Source organism: Tsuneonella sp. HG222 (assembly GCF_053819185.1).
The window spans coordinates 608,966-629,123 of the sequence record NZ_JBSOQZ010000001.1 but is presented as its reverse complement, the minus strand read 5'-3'; the positions used below and the strand labels follow the sequence as shown (position 1 = coordinate 629,123).

Annotated in this window: 25 protein-coding genes and 1 tRNA gene; 24 read left to right on the top strand and 2 right to left on the bottom strand. The window is 67.6% G+C overall.

The annotated features are described in order from the left end of the window. Positions 1 to 2: 2 nt before the first annotated feature. The 24 genes from pspB to grxD all read left to right on the top strand — a co-directional run bounded on the left by pspB (position 3) and on the right by grxD (position 16,804). On the top strand, positions 3 to 296 hold the full coding sequence (gene pspB / locus ACWPMZ_RS03145; protein ID WP_455702560.1) for an envelope stress response membrane protein PspB: 294 nt from the start codon (positions 3 to 5) through the stop codon (positions 294 to 296). Further along, on the top strand, positions 293 to 670 hold the full coding sequence (gene pspC / locus ACWPMZ_RS03140) for an envelope stress response membrane protein PspC (RefSeq protein WP_455702559.1): 378 nt from the start codon (positions 293 to 295) through the stop codon (positions 668 to 670). The genes pspB and pspC overlap by 4 nt, the downstream gene beginning before the upstream one ends. A gap of 24 nt (positions 671 to 694) precedes the next feature. After that, positions 695 to 994, top strand: a complete 300-nt coding sequence (locus ACWPMZ_RS03135) for a hypothetical protein (protein WP_455702558.1) — start codon at positions 695 to 697, stop codon at positions 992 to 994. Then, on the top strand, positions 994 to 1,329 hold the full coding sequence (locus ACWPMZ_RS03130; protein ID WP_455702557.1) for a hypothetical protein: 336 nt from the start codon (positions 994 to 996) through the stop codon (positions 1,327 to 1,329). Before ACWPMZ_RS03135 ends, ACWPMZ_RS03130 begins: the two co-directional genes overlap by 1 nt. Beyond that, the gene (locus tag ACWPMZ_RS03125; RefSeq protein WP_455702556.1) at positions 1,326 to 1,583 is read left to right on the top strand and encodes a hypothetical protein; all 258 of its coding nucleotides are present in this window, start codon (positions 1,326 to 1,328) and stop codon (positions 1,581 to 1,583) included. Before ACWPMZ_RS03130 ends, ACWPMZ_RS03125 begins: the two co-directional genes overlap by 4 nt. A gap of 22 nt (positions 1,584 to 1,605) precedes the next feature. Beyond that, positions 1,606 to 1,857 carry a hypothetical protein gene (locus ACWPMZ_RS03120; RefSeq protein WP_455702555.1) on the top strand — a complete coding sequence of 84 codons (252 nt, stop codon included), beginning with the start codon at positions 1,606 to 1,608 and terminating at the stop codon, positions 1,855 to 1,857. Positions 1,858 to 1,977: 120 nt separating this feature from the next. Further along, positions 1,978 to 2,400 (top strand): SufE family protein, encoded by a 423-nt coding sequence (locus ACWPMZ_RS03115; RefSeq protein ID WP_455702554.1) that lies wholly within the window; start codon positions 1,978 to 1,980, stop codon positions 2,398 to 2,400. Positions 2,401 to 2,537: 137 nt separating this feature from the next. After that, the gene (gene rimP / locus ACWPMZ_RS03110; protein WP_455702553.1) at positions 2,538 to 3,110 is read left to right on the top strand and encodes a ribosome maturation protein RimP; all 573 of its coding nucleotides are present in this window, start codon (positions 2,538 to 2,540) and stop codon (positions 3,108 to 3,110) included. Beyond that, positions 3,110 to 4,774, top strand: coding sequence for a transcription termination factor NusA (gene nusA / locus ACWPMZ_RS03105; protein ID WP_455702552.1), 1,665 nt, complete (start codon positions 3,110 to 3,112; stop codon positions 4,772 to 4,774). Before rimP ends, nusA begins: the two co-directional genes overlap by 1 nt. Further along, positions 4,755 to 5,519 (top strand): DUF448 domain-containing protein, encoded by a 765-nt coding sequence (locus tag ACWPMZ_RS03100; protein ID WP_455702551.1) that lies wholly within the window; start codon positions 4,755 to 4,757, stop codon positions 5,517 to 5,519. The genes nusA and ACWPMZ_RS03100 overlap by 20 nt, the downstream gene beginning before the upstream one ends. Before the next feature lie 10 nt (positions 5,520 to 5,529). Beyond that, entirely contained in the window at positions 5,530 to 8,088 is a 2,559-nt protein-coding gene (gene infB, locus ACWPMZ_RS03095; RefSeq protein ID WP_455702550.1) for a translation initiation factor IF-2, read from the top strand. Positions 8,089 to 8,331: 243 nt separating this feature from the next. Beyond that, the gene (locus ACWPMZ_RS03090; RefSeq protein ID WP_455702549.1) at positions 8,332 to 8,871 is read left to right on the top strand and encodes a DUF1697 domain-containing protein; all 540 of its coding nucleotides are present in this window, start codon (positions 8,332 to 8,334) and stop codon (positions 8,869 to 8,871) included. Continuing rightward, positions 8,871 to 9,275, top strand: coding sequence for a 30S ribosome-binding factor RbfA (rbfA, locus tag ACWPMZ_RS03085; protein WP_455702548.1), 405 nt, complete (start codon positions 8,871 to 8,873; stop codon positions 9,273 to 9,275). The genes ACWPMZ_RS03090 and rbfA overlap by 1 nt, the downstream gene beginning before the upstream one ends. Positions 9,276 to 9,313: 38 nt before the next feature. Beyond that, entirely contained in the window at positions 9,314 to 9,889 is a 576-nt protein-coding gene (locus ACWPMZ_RS03080; RefSeq protein WP_455702547.1) for a thymidine kinase, read from the top strand. A gap of 25 nt (positions 9,890 to 9,914) precedes the next feature. Continuing rightward, positions 9,915 to 10,634, top strand: a complete 720-nt coding sequence (locus ACWPMZ_RS03075; protein WP_455702546.1) for a site-2 protease family protein — start codon at positions 9,915 to 9,917, stop codon at positions 10,632 to 10,634. Further along, positions 10,634 to 11,626: a tRNA pseudouridine(55) synthase TruB gene (gene truB / locus ACWPMZ_RS03070; RefSeq protein WP_455702545.1), complete on the top strand. Its 993-nt coding sequence runs from the start codon at positions 10,634 to 10,636 to the stop codon at positions 11,624 to 11,626. Before ACWPMZ_RS03075 ends, truB begins: the two co-directional genes overlap by 1 nt. Before the next feature lie 5 nt (positions 11,627 to 11,631). Continuing rightward, on the top strand, positions 11,632 to 11,901 hold the full coding sequence (rpsO, locus tag ACWPMZ_RS03065) for a 30S ribosomal protein S15 (protein ID WP_455702544.1): 270 nt from the start codon (positions 11,632 to 11,634) through the stop codon (positions 11,899 to 11,901). A gap of 161 nt (positions 11,902 to 12,062) precedes the next feature. Then, a complete protein-coding gene (gene pnp, locus ACWPMZ_RS03060; RefSeq protein ID WP_455702543.1) occupies positions 12,063 to 14,414 on the top strand; it encodes a polyribonucleotide nucleotidyltransferase in 2,352 nt (783 codons plus the stop codon). A 113-nt stretch (positions 14,415 to 14,527) separates the two neighbouring features. Beyond that, positions 14,528 to 15,019: a DNA-deoxyinosine glycosylase gene (locus tag ACWPMZ_RS03055; protein ID WP_455702542.1), complete on the top strand. Its 492-nt coding sequence runs from the start codon at positions 14,528 to 14,530 to the stop codon at positions 15,017 to 15,019. Positions 15,020 to 15,059: 40 nt separating this feature from the next. Next, positions 15,060 to 15,224: an isopropylmalate isomerase gene (locus ACWPMZ_RS03050; RefSeq protein ID WP_455702541.1), complete on the top strand. Its 165-nt coding sequence runs from the start codon at positions 15,060 to 15,062 to the stop codon at positions 15,222 to 15,224. Continuing rightward, complete coding sequence (leuD, locus tag ACWPMZ_RS03045; RefSeq protein ID WP_455702540.1) at positions 15,224 to 15,826, top strand: 3-isopropylmalate dehydratase small subunit; 603 nt, start codon at positions 15,224 to 15,226, stop codon at positions 15,824 to 15,826. The genes ACWPMZ_RS03050 and leuD overlap by 1 nt, the downstream gene beginning before the upstream one ends. Before the next feature lie 52 nt (positions 15,827 to 15,878). Next, positions 15,879 to 16,202 carry a DUF1476 domain-containing protein gene (locus ACWPMZ_RS03040; protein WP_455702539.1) on the top strand — a complete coding sequence of 108 codons (324 nt, stop codon included), beginning with the start codon at positions 15,879 to 15,881 and terminating at the stop codon, positions 16,200 to 16,202. A gap of 4 nt (positions 16,203 to 16,206) precedes the next feature. Next, positions 16,207 to 16,440, top strand: coding sequence for a BolA/IbaG family iron-sulfur metabolism protein (locus ACWPMZ_RS03035; protein ID WP_455702538.1), 234 nt, complete (start codon positions 16,207 to 16,209; stop codon positions 16,438 to 16,440). A gap of 34 nt (positions 16,441 to 16,474) precedes the next feature. Then, positions 16,475 to 16,804 carry a Grx4 family monothiol glutaredoxin gene (gene grxD, locus ACWPMZ_RS03030; RefSeq protein WP_455702537.1) on the top strand — a complete coding sequence of 110 codons (330 nt, stop codon included), beginning with the start codon at positions 16,475 to 16,477 and terminating at the stop codon, positions 16,802 to 16,804. A 288-nt stretch (positions 16,805 to 17,092) separates the two neighbouring features. Here grxD and ACWPMZ_RS03025 read toward each other — a convergent pair whose 3' ends face one another. Next, positions 17,093 to 19,960 carry a M16 family metallopeptidase gene (locus tag ACWPMZ_RS03025; protein ID WP_455702536.1) on the bottom strand — a complete coding sequence of 956 codons (2,868 nt, stop codon included), beginning with the start codon at positions 19,958 to 19,960 and terminating at the stop codon, positions 17,093 to 17,095. A gap of 121 nt (positions 19,961 to 20,081) precedes the next feature. Continuing rightward, positions 20,082 to 20,158: transfer RNA gene (locus tag ACWPMZ_RS03020), tRNA-Arg, on the bottom strand.

Sequence of the window (20,158 nt, the reverse complement as noted above, 5' to 3'; positions counted from 1 at the left end):
CCGTGGAGAATGCCATTCCCGTCATCATCGTATTTCTCGGCCTCCCGTGGATCATTCTCCACTACATAACGAAGTGGAAGACCGCGGCGACGATCACCAACGACGACGAGGTGCTGCTCGAGGAACTCTACAACCTCGCCAAGCGGCTCGACGAACGGATGGACACGGTCGAGCGCCTGGTCGCAACCGACAGCCCCGACTTCAAGCCGGCCCGCCTCGTCCACGACAAGGAGGTCGACAACCAGCCGCTGCGCGAGCTCGACCGCCTGCTCGCCGAGAGGGAGACCCGCAAGTGACCAGCAAGCACACCACGCTCTATCGCGACAAGCAGAACGGCAAGCTGATGGGCGTCTGCGCCGGGATTGCCGACTACACGGGTGTCAACGCGCTTTGGGTCAGGCTCGGCGCGCTGGTGCTGACCGCGATGACCGGCGGATCGACAATTCCGTTCTACTTCATCGCCGGGCTGCTGCTCAACAAGAAGCCGGCGGAACTCTATGCCGACGATCAAGAGAAGAAGTACTGGCAACGCGTGCGGCAGAGCCCCAAGCGGACCGCCCGCGAGATCCGCGCCCGCTTCCGCGACGTCGACCGTCGCCTGGCGGAGGTCGAGACCTACTACGTCACCAGCAACCCGCGCCTGTCCGCCGAAATCGAGCGGCTGCGCTGAGCGCCCTAAGGGAGGAAACTCATCATGGACCCTGGAGCGATCGGCGTCTTCATCCCCATTATCGCGCTGTCCATTCCGCTCATCGCGATCTGGACCAAGCACAAGCAGAAGATGGCCGAGATGCACGTCAAGGCGACCGCTAGCGACACGGCAGAGCGGGCGGCGCAGTACGCCAGCCATGTCCAGCAGCTCGAGGACCGGGTCCGCGTTCTCGAACGCATCGTGACCGACAAGGGCTACGACGTGGCGACCCAGATCGAGGCGCTGCGCGACGCGCGCCGCACCGAGGCGCTGCTCGAAAGCCGCGAAGGGGATATCCGCTGATGCCGCACGAGATATTCGTCCTGGTCATGGTGGCGATCGCCGCCACCGGCGTGGTCTCGGTCGCCGGGATCATGGCCTGGGTGCACACCACCAAGCTGAAGATCCGCAACGGCTATCCGCTGGAATCGATGTGGGGCAAGCCGATGCATCCGCAGCTGACCAGCGAGGCGAACGAGCGGGTGAAACTGGTGACCCAGGAGAACGCGCAGCTGCGCGCCGAACTGGGATCGATGAAGGACCGCATGGCCGTGGTCGAGCGCATCGTGACCGACAGCGGCTACCAGCTCGGCCAGGAGATCGAGCGGCTGCGGGCGGGCAAGGAGAACGTGCAGTGACCTTCTGGACCGCAATCGTCGTCATCGTGGCCATCATCGCGGTGAGCGAGGTGATCAAGTCGCGCCATCGCCATCAGAATGGTGTCACCCTCGACTGGAAGGGGGGCGAGCAACAGCAGCCAGCCGACGATCCCGCGTTGCAGCGCGAAGTCGAGCAACTGCGCGAGCGGGTCAAGGTGCTCGAACGCATCGCCACCGACGGGCGCGAAAGCCGCCTGCTGTCGGACGAGATCGACAAACTGCGCGACAAGTGAATTCCGGGGAAGGACACGGCCGATGCTGACCAATGAAACACTGATTGCGGCAAGCGCCCTGATCGGGCTGCTGGTCATCGCCGCCACCCTGCTGAAGGGCTGGCAGGGCTGGCTGGCCCTGAAGGACCGCGAACTGGAGCTTTACCGCGGCCACCAGGGCCCGGTCCGCGAGATCGAGAGCCGCACCGGCGAAGGCGCCGCGCGGATCGAGATCGCCGACCTCAAGGAACGCATCCGCAAGCTCGAAGCCATTGCCAGCGGGGTCGACCTCTAGGGTCGCCCCGCCGGCAGGGCGGGTATCCGGCCGACCGTCCCGCGGCCGGATACCCGCCTGCTCTTTCTCGCCGCAACCTTTCCCTTCACCCGCCGCCCCTGCCTTGATAGGGCGCGCGCCATGCGGCCACTGAGCGACATTGCCGAGGAATACGAATTCCTCGATCCCGACGAACGCTATCGCCTGCTGATAGAGCTGGGCCGCGAGCTGGAACCGATGCCCGCGCCGTTGAAGACCGACGCCACGCTGGTGCGCGGCTGTTCGGCCAGCGTCTGGGTCTACCCGGTCGAGCGGACCGAAGGGAACGAAACCGTGCTGCACTGGCTGGCCGACAGCAACGCGGCGATCACCAAGGGCATCGTCGCGCTGGTCCTTGCCGCGGTGCAGGATCGCCCGGCGGCCGAAGTCGCCGCGTGCGACATCGCCGCCGCGCTCGAGCCGTTCGACCTGAAGAACCAGCTCAGTTCCAACCGCACGCAGGGCGTGCCCAACATGATCGCGCTGGTGCGGGAAACCGCCCTAAGGCTGGCGGCGAAAGTCTGACGCGATTCCGGTTGCAAAGTTGGATATGCGCGCTTATCTGGCCGCCATCCCGACATTGGTAACAGAGTCTGGTGCTGGCGCCCCCGGGGCCGGCCCGAAACCGCTTTGTCCCGCCGATGCCGATTGAACGGAGAAGCATGGCCGATATCGCGCGCCTGACACAAGTGATCGAACCCGAGGCCCAGGCGCTCGGCTTCGAGCTCGTGCGCGTGAAGCTGTTCGCCTCCGGACCCGAGGGTGACGGCGAGCGCACGCTGCAGATCATGGCGGAAGACCCGGCAAGCGGGCAGCTGGTGGTCGAGCAGTGCATGGAGCTGTCGCGCCGCATCTCCGACCGCATGGACGCGATCGAGGAAGCGGGCGAGGAACTGGTCGAAGGCACCTATCAGCTCGAGGTCTCGAGCCCGGGGATCGATCGCCCGCTGACCCGCCTGAAGGATTTCGAGCGCTGGGCCGGGCACGACCTCAACGTCTCGCTCGAAAGCCCCGCCGGCGACCACCGCAAGCTGCGCGGCACGCTGGTCGGGCTGGAGGACGGGGAAATCGTCGTCGACGACCGCAAGCATGGCCGCTTCGCGCTCTCGTTCGACCAGATCAAGACGGCCAAGCTGGTCCTGACCGACCGGCTGATCGCCGCCACCAAGCCGATCGACGCCAGCGGCGTCGACGAAATCGAAGAAACCACCGAAGAAGAAAAGGTCGAAGACTGATGGCCAGTCCGATTTCCGCCAACAAGGCCGAACTGCTTGCGATCGCCAACTCGGTCGCCTCCGAAAAGATGATCGACAAGGCGATCGTCATCGAGGCGATGGAGGAAGCGATCCAGAAGTCGGCGCGCAACCGTTACGGCGCCGAGAACGACATCCGGGCCAAGCTCGACCCGCTGACCGGCGACCTGCGCCTGTGGCGCGTCGTCGAGGTGGTCGAGGAGGTCGAGGACTACTTCAAGCAGGTCGACGTCAAGCAGGCCGAGAAGCTGCAGCCCGGCGCCAAGGTGGGCGACTACATCGTCGACCCGCTGCCCCCGGTGGACCTGGGCCGCATCGACGCGCAGAGCGCCAAGCAGGTGATCTTCCAGAAGGTCCGCGATGCCGAGCGCGAGCGCCAGTTCGAGGAATTCAAGGACCGCGCCGGCGAAGTCATCACCGGCGTGATCAAGTCGGTCGAGTTCGGCCACGTGATCGTCAACCTGGGACGCGCCGAGGGCGTGATCCGGCGCGACCAGCAGATCCCGCGCGAGGCCGCCCGCGTGGGCGAGCGCGTGCGCGCGCTGATCAGCAAGGTGGAACGCAACAACCGCGGGCCGCAGATCTTCCTGACCCGGGCGCACCCGGAATTCATGAAGAAGCTGTTCGCGCAGGAAGTGCCCGAGATCTACGACGGCATCATCACCATCCAGGCCGCCGCGCGCGACCCGGGCAGCCGCGCCAAGATCGGCGTCATCAGCCGCGATTCGAGCATCGACCCGGTCGGCGCCTGCGTCGGCATGAAGGGCAGCCGCGTCCAGGCCGTGGTGCAGGAACTGCAGGGCGAGAAGATCGACATCATCCCCTGGAGCGAGGACACCGCGACGTTCGTGGTCAACGCGCTGCAACCGGCCACCGTCAGCCGCGTCGTGCTCGACGAGGACGAGGGGCGGATCGAGGTGGTGGTGCCCGACGACCAGCTCAGCCTGGCGATCGGCCGCCGCGGCCAGAACGTGCGCCTGGCGAGCCAGCTCACCGGCCACCAGATCGACATCATGACCGAGGAGGAAGCCTCGGAGAAGCGCCAGCGCGAGTTCTCCGAACGCTCCAAGATGTTCGAGGAAGAGCTCGACGTCGACGAGACGCTCTCGCAGCTGCTCGTGGCCGAAGGCTTCGCCGAACTCGAGGAAGTGGCCTACGTCGAGCTCGAGGAGCTGGCGACCATCGAGGGTTTCGACGAGGACCTGGCCGAAGAACTGCAGGAACGCGCCAAGGAAGCGCTCGCCAAGCAGGAAGAGAGCCATCGCGCCCAGCGCCGCGAACTCGGCGTCGAGGACGACCTGGCCGCCATCCCGCACCTGACCGAGCAGATGCTCGTGGTGCTCGGCAAGGCGGGCATCAAGACGCTCGACGACCTGGCCGACCTGGCGACCGACGAGCTGATCGCCAAGAAGCGCGAGGCGCCGCGCCGCCGCCAGACGGCGACCGACGGCCCGCCGATGCGTCGCGACCGTCCGCGTCCGGAAGACAAGGGCGGCGTGCTGGGCGAATTCGGCCTGAACGAAGAGCAGGGCAACGAGATCATCATGGCCGCGCGCGCCCACTGGTTCGACGACGAGGTTTCGTCCGACGCCCAGGCGCCCGCCGCCGCAGCAGAGGAGGCCGCCGGTGCGGAATCCTCGCAATGAGCCGCTAGCGCATCCTGACACCGCGGGCACCGCTCGGTCCGATTCCGGGCCGGCCGGGTCCTGTCCTGAACGCCGCTGCATCCTGACCGGGCAGCACGGCGAGCGCGACGCGCTGGTGCGGCTGGCGATCTCGCCCCCCAATGCCGAGGGGGTGTGCGACGTGCTGCCCGATGCCCAGGCCAAGGCGCCCGGGCGCGGGGCCTGGATCGGCGTCTCGCGCGGCGAACTGGCGGCGGCGCTCGCCAACGGCAAGCTCAAGGGCGCGCTGTTGCGCGCTTTCAAGGGCGGGCCGCTGGCGATCCCCGACGACCTGTCCGAGCGGACCGAATTCGCGCTGCGCAAGGCGCTGACCGACCGGCTGGGACTCGAAATGCGCGCCGGGCGTCTCTATCTAGGGTCGGACCGGATCGCCAGCGAGGCGCGCAGCGGCAAGGTTGCCGCTCTCTACCACGCCGCCGACGCGAGCGACGACGGCAGCCGCAAGCTCGACCAGGCCTGGCGTGTGGGCCGTGACGCGGAAGGCACTGGCCTTTCGGGCACGCGCCTGCCACTGGACCGCGCGGCACTGTCTGTGGCATTGGGCCGCGACAATGTCGTCCACCTGGCGCTGGCGGACCAACGATCTGCCGAGCGGGTTGCCGCCCCGCTCCAGCGCCTGCTGACCTTTCTGGGCGTCGCCGAGGCGGCTGCCGATTCCGGCAGTGGCTCCGATGCCGCTGTGAACGACCGATTTTTGAAGGACTGAAGAACCGACCATGAGCGACACCGACGAAACTCCCCGCGCCCGCAAGCCGCTCGGCCTGAAGCGGTCGGTCGACGCCGGCGAGGTCAAGCAGACCTTCAGCCACGGCCGCACCAACAAGGTGGTGGTCGAGGTCAAGCAGCGCCGCGTGCTGCGCAAGCCCGGGGATCCGGTGCCCGCGCCCGCGCCCGAACCTGTCGCCGCGCCTGCCCCGGCGCCGGCCCCCGCGCCTGCGCCCAAGCCCGCGCCGAAGAAGCCGTCGGCCCCTGCCGGCGAAACCCCGCAGGAGCGCGTGGCGCGTCTGCAGCGCGAGGCGGAGGAAGATCGCCTGCGCCAGGCCGAGGAATCCCGCAAGCGCGAGGAGGAAGAGGCTCGCCAGTCCGCCGAGGAGCAGAAGCGCCGCACCGAGGATAATCGCAAGGCCGAAGCGGCCGCCGAAGCGCGCGCCGCCGAGGAAGCTGCGGCCCCCGTCCCCGCCGCCGAACCGGCCCCGCCGGAACAGCCCGAGGCCCCGGCCGACGACGCGGCCGCGCCCGCGCCGCGCCGCTTCACGCCTGTGGCCCGGCCCGAGACCAAGCGTCCCGCCCCGGCCGAAACGCCGAAGAAGCGCGACGACAAGAAGCCCGGCCGCCCCGACGCGCGCGGCGGAGCCGATCGCGGCAACCAGGGCGGCGATCGCCGCCGCGGCGGCAAGCTGACCGTCAACCGCGCAATCAACGAGGACGAGGGCGCCCGCGCCCGTTCGCTCGCCGCGCTCAAGCGTGCCCGCGAGAAGGAACGCCGTGCGCACTTCGCCGGTCAGAGCCAGCCGCGCGAGAAGCAGGTCCGCGACGTGGTCGTCCCCGAGGCGATCACCGTGCAGGAACTGGCCAACCGCATGGCCGAAAAGGGCGCCGACCTGGTGAAGGCGCTGTTCAACATGGGCATGATGGTCACCGTCAACCAGACGATCGATCAGGACACCGCCGAGCTGCTGGTCGAGGAATTCGGCCACAACATCACCCGCGTTTCGGAAAGCGACGTCGACATCGTGGCGGCCGAGGATGCCGATCCCGACGACACGCTGCAGCCGCGCCCCCCGGTCGTGACCATCATGGGCCACGTCGACCACGGCAAGACCAGCCTGCTCGACGCGCTGCGCGGAACCGACGTGGTCAAGGGCGAGGCCGGCGGCATCACCCAGCACATCGGCGCCTACCAGATCACCACCAAGGACAAGGCCAAGATCACCTTCCTCGACACGCCGGGCCACGAGGCGTTCACCCAGATGCGCCAGCGCGGCGCCAACGTGACCGACATCGTGATCCTGGTGGTCGCGGGCGACGACGGCATCATGCCGCAGACGATCGAGGCCATCAACCACACCAAGGCGGCCGGCGTGCCGATGATCGTGGCGATCACCAAGGCCGACCGCGACGAGTACAACGCGCAGAAGATCCGCGAGCGCCTGCTCGAACACGAAGTCATCGTCGAGGCGATGAGCGGCGACGTGCAGGACGTGGAAGTCAGCGCCAAGACCAAGGCCGGGCTCGACGAACTGATCGAGAAGATCATGCTTCAGGCCGAACTGCTCGAACTGAAGGCTAACCCCGACCGCGCCGCCGAGGCGACCGTGATCGAGGCGCAGCTCGACAAGGGCCGTGGCCCCGTCGCCACGGTGCTCGTCACCCGCGGCACGCTCAAGCGCGGCGACACCTTCGTGGTCGGCACCGAGAGCGGGCGCGTGCGTGCGCTGGTCGACGACAAGGGCAAGCAGATCAAGGAAGCCGGACCGTCGGTCCCGGTGGAGGTCCTGGGGCTGGGCGGCGTGCCGCAGGCGGGCGACAGCCTGACCGTGGTCGAGAACGAGCAGCGGGCCCGCGAAGTCGCTTCCTATCGCCAGGAGAAGGCGACCGAGAAGCGCACCGCGCTCGCCCCGACCAATTTCGACACGATGTTCGCGGGTCTGACCAGCGACGTGAAGGAATTCCCGGTCGTGGTGAAGGCGGACGTGCAGGGTTCGTCCGAAGCCATCGTCACAGCGCTGCACAACCTCTCGAACGACGAGATCAAGGTCCGCGTGCTGCATTCGGGTGTCGGCGCCATCACCGAGAGCGACGTGACCCTGGCAGCCGCCAGCGGCGCGCCGATCATCGGCTTCAACGTGCGCCCCAACCCCAAGGCGCGCGAGCTGGTCGAGCGCAACAAGACGCGGATGATGTACTACGACGTGATCTATCACCTGACCGAGGAAATCGGGAAGGAGATGGCCGGCGTGCTCGGACCGCTCAGGATCGAGAACGTTCTCGGCCGCGCGCTGGTCAAGGAAGTCTTCAAGTCGGGCAAGCGCGACAAGGCCGCCGGCCTGCTGGTCGAGGAAGGCGTCATCCGCAAGGGCCTGCACGCCCGCCTCACCCGCGACGACGTCATCGTCTCGGCCACGACCATCGCCTCGCTGCGGCGCTTCAAGGACGACGTGGACGAAGTCCGCGCGGGCCTGGAGTGCGGCGTCGTGCTGGCCGACACCAACGACATCAAGCCGGGCGACCAGCTCGAGGTGTTCGAGGTCGAGGAGCGCGAGCGGACGCTTTAGGCGTTCTGCCGAAAGCCGTAATTTCGGTGGCGACGAGAAAGCGAATGTCGGACGATCAAAAGCTCGGTCTCGTCGCACTCTTTCTCGCCATTGGCGGATTGGTTTACGCTTTCAGAACCGGTCGGCTACCATTGCGGCTGTTTGAGGTCGAGCGACAGTGGCACCCCGGTTGTTTCTGGATTGGAGTAGCGGTTCTCGCAGGGCTTGTAGTGAACAGTCTGGTCATGCTTGTCCGTTAAGGCGATGACTCGGTACGTGGCCTTGCTCGGTGCGATCAACGTGGGCGGCAACCGGCTGTCGATGGCCGATCTGCGCGTGGCGCTAGAGCGCGAGGAGTTCGACAACGTCGAGACCGTCGTGGCGAGCGGCAACGTGCTGTTCGACCATGACGACCGGCCGGTCGACGGACTGGGTGACAAGATCGCCCATATCGTGGCCGACCGGTTCGACATCCGCACCTTCGCCGCCGTGCGCACCAGGCAAGACCTCGAGGCCGCGCTGGCCGAAAGCCCGTTTGCCGGGAAAGGCGAGGACAAGCTGGTCCACGTCCATTTCCTGGCCGGCGAGCCTTCCGCCGAGCAGGTCGACCGGCTGATCGCCGATCACGCGGCGCGCGGAGGGCCCGAAAAGCTTGCGCCCGGCACCCGCGCGCTGCACATCGACTACGTCGACGGCGCCGGCAATTCCAAGCTGACGAGCCAGTTCATCGAGAGCCGGCTCGGCTGCAAGGGAACGGCGCGCAACGTCCGTTCGATCAGAAGAATCATCGAGAAGTTCGCCTGATGGCCCGCACCGCATCCACCCCCGAACAGCAGTCCGTCCGCGTGCTCAAGGTGGGCGAACGGGTGCGCCACATCCTGTCCGAGCTGCTCTCGCGCGGCGAGGCGCACGACGAGACGCTGACCGCCCATGCCGTCTCGGTCACCGAGGTGCGGATGACGCCCGACCTGCGCAACGCGGCGGCCTATGTGAAGCCGCTGCTGGGCGAGGACGAGGCCGTCGTGCTCAAGGCGCTGCGGACCAACACCGCCTTCTTCCAGCGCGAGGTGGCCAAGCGCCTGGGCCTCAAGTTCGCACCCAAGCTGCAGTTCAAGCCCGACGAGAGCTTCGACGAGGCTTACCGCATCGAGCGCCTGCTGGCCGATCCCAAGGTGGCGCGCGATCTTGGGGACGACGACGCGGGCTGAATTGCCGTCCGCGCCCGGTTGCGTCAGGTTCCCCCGCCATGGCCAAGCTCTATTTCTACTACGCCAGCATGAACGCGGGCAAATCGACCACGCTGTTGCAGGCCGACTTCAATTACCGCGAGCGGGGCATGGCCACGATGCTGTGGACCGCGGCGCTCGACACGCGCAGCGACGGCATGGTGCGCAGCCGCATCGGGCTGGATGCCGACGCGCGGCGCTACACCCCCGGCACCGACCTGTGGCGCGATACGATGGAGGTCCACGGCGCGACCCCGCTCGCCTGCGTGCTGATCGACGAGGCGCAGTTCCTCACCGCGATGCAGGTCTGGCAATGCGCGCGCCTGGCCGACGAAGCCGGCATTCCCGTCCTCTGCTACGGCCTGCGGACCGACTTTCGCGGCGACCTGTTCCCCGGCTCGGCGGTGCTGCTCGGGATCGCGGACTCGCTCGAGGAGGTGAAGAGCGTCTGCCACTGCGGCCGCAAGGCGACGATGAACGCCAGGGTCGACGAGGATGGCAAGGCCGTGCGCGAAGGCGCGCAGACCGAGATCGGCGGCAACGACCGCTATGTAGCCCTGTGCCGCCGCCATTTCCGCGAGGCGCTGGCGCGCTGACCTGCGGCCCCCTATCTAGGCTGCAATGTCCGATACTCTCTCCCTGGCGATCGTGCTGATCCCGGCACTCGTCATCGCCATCGTCTTCCACGAGGTAGCGCACGGCTGGGTTGCTCTCGCGCTGGGCGATCCCACCGCGAAGGAGCGGCGGCGGCTGACGCTCAACCCGATCCGCCATGTCGACCCCGTGGGCACCCTGCTGGTCCCGGGCGCGCTGGCGCTGTTCGGCGGGCCAATCTTCGGCTGGGCGAAGCCGGTGCCGGTCAACAAGGACCGGCTCGACAACCCGCGCTTCGGCATGATGGCCGTGGCCGCCGCCGGGCCGGGGACGAACTTCCTGCTCGCCGCGATCGGCGCGGTGGTGCTGGGCCTGCTGGCGCCGGCCGGCGCGGCTCTCGGCTATTCCGACACGGGCACGCCGATGCTCCTCGACACCGCCGGCGAGCAGCTCCTGCTCGGTTCAGGCCTGCTGATGTTCATCCTGATCAACGTGTTCCTGGCGGTGTTCAACCTGCTGCCGATTCCGCCGTTCGACGGGTCGCACATCCTGGAGGGCCTGCTGCCCCCGCGCCTGGCCGCCGCCTACGAGCGGGTGCGCCCGTTCGGAATGCTGTTGTTCGTCGGCCTCGTCATGCTGACCTGGATCGCGCCGGACCTCGGCGTCCTGTCGAACACGATCGGCCCGCCGGTCAACTGGATGGTCGAGCAGTACCTGCGGCTGGCTAGCGCCGTCGCTAGCAATTGATGCCTCCCTCCGCGCCCACCGGCTGGATCGTCCTCGACAAGCCGCGCGGCCTGGGTTCGACCCAGGCGGTGGCGGCGGTCAAGCGCAACCTGCGCGAGGCCGGCTACGGCAAGGTCAAGATCGGGCACGGGGGCACGCTCGACCCGCTGGCGGAGGGCGTGCTGCCGATCGCACTGGGCGAGGCGACCAAGCTGGCCGGGCGCATGCTCGATGCCAGCAAGACCTACGAATTCACCATCGCCTTCGGGGAAGAGACCGACACGCTCGATACCGAGGGGCAGGTCGTGGCCACCAGCGACCGGCGCCCGCCGCTTGCCGCGCTCGCCGCGATCCTCGGGCATTTCACCGGCGCGATCGAGCAGGTGCCGCCCGCCTTCTCGGCGCTCAAGGTCGACGGCCGCCGCGCCTACGACCTGGCGCGCGCGGGCGAGGAGGTGACCCTCGCCACCCGCAAGGTCACGATCCATTCGCTCGCCCTCGCCAGCGGGGCGCAGTTCGACATCCCGCGCTCCGCCTTCGCCACGACCGCCGGGCGGCCCGACGGCTACGACCCGGCCGCGCCGCTTGAGCTAGCCGAAAGCGTGACCCTGGTCGCCAGTGTCAGCAAGGGGACCTACATCCGCAGCCTGGCACGGGACATCGCGCACGCGCTGGGCACCGTCGGCCACGTCACCTATCTCAGGCGCACGAAGGCCGGGCCGTTCGCCGAGAGCGAAGCGATTTCGCTGGACTTGCTGAACGAAATCGGTAAGGGCGCGCCCCTTGAAGATCACCTCCTGCCGCTCGAGGCGGGGCTGGACGGTATCCCGGCCCACCAACTCGACCCGGAAAGTGTGCAGGCGGCCCGCCAGGGCCGGATCGTTTCCGGAAATGCCCTTCCCGACGGGCTCTTCCTCGCCATGGCCGGCAACCAGCCGGTGGCGCTGATGGAATCCGACGGGGCGACGGCCAAGGTCGTCAGGGGTTTCAACCTGCCCGATACCGCGGAGTAAAGAGAATGTCGGTTACCGCCGAAAAGAAACAGGAAATCATCAAGGACAACGCGCAGGGTTCCGGTGACACCGGCTCTCCCGAAGTCCAGGTCGCGATCCTCACCGAGCGCATCCGCAACCTGACCGAGCACTTCAAGGGCCACCACAAGGACAACCATTCGCGCCGCGGCCTGCTGATGATGGTCAACAAGCGCCGCAGCCTGCTCGCCTATCTCAAGAAGAAAGACGTCGAGCGGTACAATGCGTTGATCCAGAAGCTCGGGCTTCGCAAGTAAGTTTCTGCGGAGGCGGCCCCAAGCGGGCCGCTTCTTGCATCTGGCATCCTTCACAATTCGGTGAAGGGGCCTTGGGGTCAAAAGGCCCCGCACCGGACCGGGACGGAACACCCGGCAGCAAACCCCGCCGGCAATAGGGCCCGCGGGTCGAAGGAAATCAAATGTTCGACACCAAAACCGTATCGCTGGAGTGGGGCGGCAAGACCCTCACTCTGGAAACCGGCCGCATTGCCCGTCAGGCTGACGGCGCGGTCCTCGCCACCTATGGCGAAACCGTCGTGCTGTGTGCCGTCACGGCCGCCAAGTCGGTCAAGGAAGGGCAGGACTTCTTCCCCCTTACCGTCCACTACCAGGAAAAGTTCTCCTCCGCCGGGCGCATCCCGGGCGGCTTCTTCAAGCGCGAGCGCGGGGCGACCGAGAAGGAAACGCTGACCAGCCGCCTGATCGACCGTCCGATCCGTCCGCTGTTCCCCGAAGGGTTCTACAACGAGATCAACGTGATCGCGCAGGTCCTGTCGTTCGACGGCGAGACCGAGGCCGACATCGTGGCGATGATCGCCGCGTCGGCCGCGCTGACGATCTCGGGCGTGCCCTTCATGGGCCCGATCGGCGGTTGCCGCGTGGGGATGATCGAGGGCGAATACGTCCTCAACCCCAAGCAGACCACCGCGCTGGAAGATGGCCGCCTCGACCTCGTCGTCGCCGCCACCCAGGACGCCGTGATGATGGTCGAATCCGAAGCCAAGGAGCTGACCGAGGAGGAGATGCTCGGCGCCGTCGTGTTCGCGCATGACGCCTGCCGCCAGGTCATCGGCGCGATCATCCAGCTGGCCGAGAAGGCCGCGAAGGATCCGTGGGACCTCAACGTCAGCGACAACTCGGCCATGAAGGCCGAGATCAAGCAGCTGATCGGCGACGACGTCGCGAAGGCCTATGCCACGACCGACAAGGGCACCCGCCGCGAGGCGCTCGAGGTGGCCCGCCAGAAGGTCAAGGATCACTTCGCCGACCGCGACGGCCAGACCGTCATGACCGCGATCAAGCTGACCAAGAAGGTCGAGGCCGACGTCGTGCGCGGCGCCATCCTCAAGGACGGCAAGCGCATCGATGGCCGCAAGCTCGATCAGGTCCGCCCGATCGAGGCGATTGTCGGGTTCCTGCCGCGCACCCATGGTTCGTCGCTGTTCACCCGCGGCGAGACGCAGGCGATCTGCACGACCACGCTCGGCACCAAGGAATCCGAGCAGATGATCGATGGGCTGGAAGGCCTGAGCTATCAGCCCTTCATGCTGCACTACAACTTCCCGCCCTATTCGGTCGGTGAAGTGGGCCGCTTCGGCGCCCCGGGCCGGCGTGAAGTCGGCCACGGCAAACTGGCCTGGCGCGCGCTGCACCAGGTGCTGCCGAGCAAGGAGGACTTCCCCTATACGATCCGCATCCTGTCGGACATCACCGAGTCGAACGGCTCGAGCTCGATGGCGACCGTCTGCGGCGGCTGCCTGAGCATGATGGACGCCGGCGTTCCGATCGAGCGCCCGGTTTCCGGCATCGCCATGGGCCTGATCCTGGAAGGCGACGACTTCGCGGTCCTGTCCGACATTCTGGGCGACGAGGATCACCTCGGCGACATGGACTTCAAGGTCGCGGGCACCGAGGCCGGCATCACCACCATGCAGATGGACATCAAGGTCGCCGGCATCACGCAGGAGATCATGGCCAAGGCGCTCGAGCAGGCGAAGGCCGGCCGCACGCACATCCTTGGCGAGATGACCAAGGCGCTTGGCTCCGCCCGGACCGAACTCTCGGCCCATGCCCCGCGCATCGAGACCATGCAGATCGACAAGTCGAAGATCCGCGACGTCATCGGCACCGGCGGCAAGGTGATCCGCGAGATCGTGGCCGAAACCGGCGCCAAGGTCGACATCGACGACGAGGGCGTGATCAAGATCAGCTCGTCGGATCTCAGCCAGATCGAAGCGGCACGCAAGTGGATCGCCGGGATCGTGGAAGAGGCCGAAGTCGGCAAGATCTACGACGGCAAGGTGGTCAACATCGTCGACTTCGGCGCCTTCGTGAACTTCATGGGCGGCAAGGACGGTCTCGTCCACGTGTCCGAAATGCGCAACGAGCGGGTCGAGAAGCCGACCGACGTGGTGACCGAAGGCCAGGCCGTGAAGGTCAAGGTCCTCGAGATCGATCCGCGCGGCAAGGTTCGCCTGTCGATGCGCGTCGTCGATCAGGAAACCGGCGCGGAACTGGAGGACACCCGTCCCGCCCGCGAACCGCGTGAACCGCGCGGCGACCGCGGAGACCGTGGCGATCGCGGTGACCGGCGCCCGCGCCGTGACGGCGACCGCGACCGCGGCCCGCGTGGCGGGGGCGACCGTGGCCCGCGTGGCGGCGGCGATCGCGGCCCCCGCAGCGACCGCCCGCGTGGCGATCGTGACGGCGGCGGCGGCAACGAGGGCGGCAACCCCGACCACATGCCCGCGTTCCTCAAGGACGACGACTGATCAGGAAATGGCCTCGCCGGTGGAGACACCGCGCGGGGCCTTTCCTTTCTCCGGTTGGAGAGGAGGGCCGCGGGCACGAACCCGCGGCCCGATTTTTTTGCTAGATCGTGGCGATGAACCGCAAGGCGTCCTTTCCACCCGTGGTGGCCGACAACACCCGCGTTCTCATCCTGGGCAGCCTGCCGGGTGAGCGTTCGCTGGCCGCCGGGCGCTATTACGCGCATCCCAGAAATCTCTTCTGGCGTCTTGCCGGCGAGGCGATCGGCTGCGAGCTCGAACCGCTGGACTACGAGGCGCGCCTTGCCGCCTTGCTGGGCGCGGGCGTGGGCCTGTGGGACACGGTTGCCTCCGCCACGCGCAAAGGCAGCCTCGACGCCGCGATCCGCGACGCGCGGCATAATCCGCTGACAGAATTGGTGGCCGGCCTCCCGGGCCTGCGCGCCGTCGCCTTCAACGGGGCGACCGCTGCGAAAATCGGCACCGCGTCGCTCGGCGCGAGCAAACTGGACCTCCTGCCGCTACCCTCGTCCAGCCCGGCCTATGCCGCCATGCCCTATGCGGACAAAGCGCGGCTGTGGCAGCGAGTAGGCGATTTCCTCGTCTGACCACTTGCGCGCGCGGCGCCCTGAGCCCAAGAATCGCGTCATGACCAAACGCATCCCCAACTCCGGCAAGGCGGCCATCGCCGGGGCCATCGGCTCGGCCGCGGTTGCCGCCGCAATGCTCTACGTGAACCGCCGCAAGGCCAAGAACGCGCAGCCCGACCAGGTCCCGCCCATTCCTTCGGGCGAGCCGCCGGAGACCGACTGATGGAAGCGGTCAAGCAGGTGGAAGGCCGGGCCTATCCGTTCGGCCGCAAGAACGTCGACACCGACCTGATCATCCCGGCCGCCTGGCTCAAGACCGTGACCCGCGAAGGCCTGGGACGCGGCGCGTTCGAGGCGGTGCGGACGGAGCTCGGCAACGTGTTCGACGATCCCGCCTATGCCGGCGCGCCGATCATAATCGCGGGCGACAATTTCGGCTGCGGATCGAGCCGCGAGCATGCCGCGTGGGCGCTGCTGGACATGGGCGTGAAGGCGGTCATCGCGCCGAGCTTTTCCGATATCTTCGCCGGCAACGCCTACAAGAACGGCATCGTCACGGTGGTCCTGCCGCAGGAGGCGATCGACCGGCTGATGGAAGTGGCCGTGACCGACCCGGTGACCATCGACGTCGAGGCGCAGACGGTGACCACGCCGTTCCAGGACCGCTGGCGCTTCGAAATGGACGAGTTCCGCAAGTTCTGCCTGGTCGAAGGCAAGGACGACGTGGACATCACGCTGCAAAGCGAACATGCAATCGAGGCCTACGAAGCCCGCCAGCGCAATCACCAGCCCTGGGTCGCGCGCGGTACCGGGCTTGCCGCCTGAGGGCCGCAGCGGCTAACGCACAGGCAGATTCGAACCCGAAGGGATTTTACCCATGACCGATTTCAGCGACCGCCAGAAGGGCGAGGAACGCAAGTACGCGATGGACGAGGAAACCGCCTTCCGCGTCGCCGCGCGGCGCAACCGGCTGCTGGGCCACTGGGCCGCCGAGAAGATGGGCCTGACCGAGGAGGAAACCTCCGCCTATGCCAAAGAAGTCGTCCAGGCCGATTTCGAGGAAGCCGGTGACGAGGACGTCATCCGCAAGGTTCTCGGCGATCTGGTCGGTGCCGGCTGCGATATCGACGAGGCCGCCGTGCGCGCCGCTCTCGACGACAAGGCGGTCGAGGCCCGCCGCCAGCTCATGAGTGAGAGCTGAGCGCATGGCGATGCCCGCCGCCGAGATCGCGGCGCTGATCAAGGCGGCCCTGCCCGATGCGACGGTGGAGATCCGCGATCTCGCCGGCGACGGCGACCACTACGCGGCCCACGTCGTCAGCGGGGCGTTCACCGGCAAGAGCCGCATCGCCCAGCACAAGCTGGTCTATGAGGCGCTGGGCGGGCGGATGGGCGGCGAACTGCACGCCTTGCAACTGACAACCGCCGTTCCCAACTGAGGCGGCAGAAGAACCAATCAGCAGGCGCATATCCATGTCCGAATCCAACGAGCGCATTTCCCAGATCGTCGAAAAGAACGACGTCGTCCTCTTCATGAAGGGCACGCCGCTGTTCCCCCAGTGCGGGTTCTCCAACCGCGCCGTGGCGATCCTCGACCACTGCGGCGTCGCCTACGAGAGCGTCGACGTGCTGCAGGACATGGAAATCCGCCAGGGCATCAAGTCGTTCTCCGACTGGCCGACCATTCCCCAGCTCTACGTGAAGGGCGAATTCGTCGGCGGCAGCGACATCATGATGGAGATGTACGAGGCAGGCGAACTGCAGTCGCTGCTGGACGAAAAGCAGGTCGCCAAGGCGTCCTGACCTGCCTGGCGGCCTTTCGCCTGCCCCTGCCATCTTCGAACCCGGACCCGGCGCGCTAAGGCGCACCTGACGGCCGCCGTTTGGGCGGCTGCATTACGGAATGTCGGGAGGGTCTTCGGGGAGGCGGGGCCGGAGACTTGGGGGACCAGATGGTAGGCCCCGCCTCGTTCGAAGACACATCCTACTTTGCACAGCCCGTGCCAGAATTGCGAAAGCGCGCAATTCTGCGGATGGCGATGGTAAACGAAACCCTGACACCCGAGGCGAGTGTCAGGAATTCCGACAGTTTCAGCCTTCCGCCGGCACGATGCGCGTTTCGATCGGCATCTCGGAGAACCACTTGCGCGCAGCCGCCTGGACCGCTGCCCCGTCGATCGCGCGCAGCGCCGCGGCGCGGCCGGTGAAGTCGGCCAGGACCTCCGGATCGCTCTGCGCACGCGCGACGGACGCCGCCCACGATGCGTTGGCCCGCTCGTCGCGCTGGTAGCGCTCGAGCAGCGGACCGCGGGCGCGAACGAGCTCGTCCTCGCTCGGCGGCGAGGCGGCAAGGCCCGCAGCGATGGTCCGGATCGTGCTCGTCACCAGGTCCATCTGCTTGGGATCGGCCGGGGCGAGCGCGGTCAGGTGGCCGTATCCGGCATAGACCGGCGACGCGAACGAGAACGACTGCGGGGTGTACGTCGCGCCCAGCTTCTCGCGGATCTCGTCGATCAGGCGCAGCGTGAGCACCGCCGAAAGCAGCTCGCGCTCCTGCACCGAACGCAGGTCGGAATTGTCGGTCGTCGGCCAGCTGAGAGCGACGACACCCTGGTCCGAGGCGCCGGCGTGGCGGATCACCCGCGTCGAACGGTCGGCCGAAAAGGCAGCCTTGGCCGTCACCCCGTCCTGCCGCGCGGCCCGCGCCGGCAACGCGCCGAGCGTCTTGGCCACGGCCGCGATTGACGCAGCGGGATCGAAATCGCCCACCAGTGCGAGCGACAGCGGCCCTTGCGCCAGTTGCGGCGCCAGGACGGCCTTCAGATCCTCGAGCGTGAGGCCAGAGAGCTTCGCCGGATTGTCCAGCCCCATGCGCGTGTCGCCGCCCGTCAGGCCGTAGTTCAGCGCCAGGCCCACGATCTGCATCGGATCCGACCCGAGGTTCTTGGCCAGCACGGGCTGCGCCCCTGCCCACTGGCTCGCGGTCTCCGCACGCCAGCCCGGTGCCGTCAGCCGCGCACCCAGAAGCTGCAACTGCAGTTCGAGATCGTCGGTGGTCGTGTTGCCCTGCGCGACCATCGATCCCGCCCCGCCGGTGAACGCCAGCGAGACCTGCTTGCCCGCCGTGATGCGCCGCAGTTCGTCGACATCGTGGGCGGCGAACCCGTCGATCTGCGGCAGCAGGTTGGTCATGAAAGCAAGGCCGGGCTTGTCGGCCGGGTAGGTGCTGGTCCCCTGCCCCACGTCCAGCCGGTACAGCACGCGGCCGGGTTCGAAATCGGTCTGCTTGAGATTGAGCTGCAGGCCGTTGGCGAAGCGCACCTGGCGAATGCCGGCGTCGGCGACCGTATCCGACACGACCGTCCCGGCAGGGCCGAAATCGGTGTAGGCGAAAGCCACCGCCTGGCGTTCGGCCGGGGCGGCCACGGCGACCTGGCGGCATTCCCCGAGCACCGCGGCGATTTGCGCCGCGGGATCGTCCACCGCCTGCTTCGCCGAGACGTGGATCGCGGTCGGCCCGCCCTGCCAGGCAGCGCGGAAGGCCCCGGCGACGGCATCGGGCGTGATGCCGGCCTCCAGCGCCTGGTAGGCCGCAAGCCGCGTTTCGGGCGAGACATAGACCTCGTCCGCGCGCGAGGAGGTGGCGATCGCGTCGGCGATTGCGCCGCTCTGCCGCCCCTGGGCCTGCTGGACCGAGTTGGCCAACTGCGTTGCGAGGTTGGCCTTGGCCTCGGCGATCTCCGAGGCGGTGAAGCCGTGCTCTTCGGCCCGGCGCATTTCCTGCTCGGCAATGGCGAGCGCCTTGCGCCACTCTCCGTCGCGGGCAATCACCGTCATGCCGAACATGTCCGCGCTGCGGAACAGCGGTTGTTCGCCCGCCTGCCCGCCGAGGATCGGCGAGTCCGGCTGGCGAGCGATTTCCGCCAATCGATTGCTCAGCGCGAGCGACGCGACGATCTTGAGCAGTTCGTCGCGCAGGCCCGCCACGGAATTGGCCGGCGCGGTGTAATCGGTCAGCCGCTGGAACTCGACGATCTCGGGGATCGCCGGATCGACGAAGAAGCCGGACAACGGCTGCGGCGGCACCGCGACGGGCGGCGCGTAGGGCGCGCGGGCGCTGCCCGTGGCCCGCCAGTCGGCAAAGGCGGTGCGGACCTTCTGCTCCATCGCCGCCACGTCGAAATCGCCCACGATGACCAGCGTGGCATTATCCGGCCGATAGTAGCCGGTGTAGAAGGCGCGCAGGTCGGCCGCGTCGGTACCGGCAATCTGCTCAGGCGTGATCGAGATGCGCTGTCCGATCCGGTTGGCCGGCAGTGCCACGGTCAGGAAATCCGCCAGGCGCCGCCTCCCGGGGACGTTGCGAACGCGGGATTCGGACTGGATGATGCCCTTCTCGCGGTCGACCGCCGCAGGCGCGATGGTAAGGTTGGACGCCATTTCGCGCATGATGCCGAGCGCCTCGCTCACCGTCGTGTCGTCGGTCTTGGGCAGGTCGAGCATGTATGTCGTGTTGTCGCCATCGGTCACGGCGTTGGAATCCGCCCCGAAGGCCAAGCCCAGCCGCTCCAGCTTCTTGATCAGCTCGCCTTCGGGGATGTTGGTCGATCCGTTGAAGGCCATATGCTCGAGGAAGTGGGCCACGCCCATTTCGCCGTCCATCTCGTCGCGCACGCCGGCATCGAAAGTGAAGCGGATGGCGGCCGCGCCCTTGGGTGTCTCGTGCTGCATCAGGGCATAGCGCATGCCGTTTTCGAGGGTGCCGAAGCGAACCGCAGGATCGGCCGGCAGGTCGGCGCTGGGGATCGCCCATGCCGGGATGCCGGTGGCCTGCCCCGCCGCCGGCGCCTGTTGCAATTGCGCCTGAGCCTGCGCCGGAAGCGACGGACCGGCGAAAAGCAGAACTGCGGCAAGCGCGCGAACCGATACGGCCCGGGCGGCGGACTTGCGGAAATTCATTTTGAGACCCCTTGAATTTGCACGATGAATCGTAGGCCCGATGATGCCGCACATCTGTAGCGGAGTGAAGGCCGCATCGACGGACGCGTGAGAGCGCCGGATCAAGTGCCTTCAGCGAGAATGGCGCGCCCGGGAGGACTCGAACCTCCGGCCCCAGACTTAGAAGGTCCGTGCTCTATCCGGCTGAGCTACGGGCGC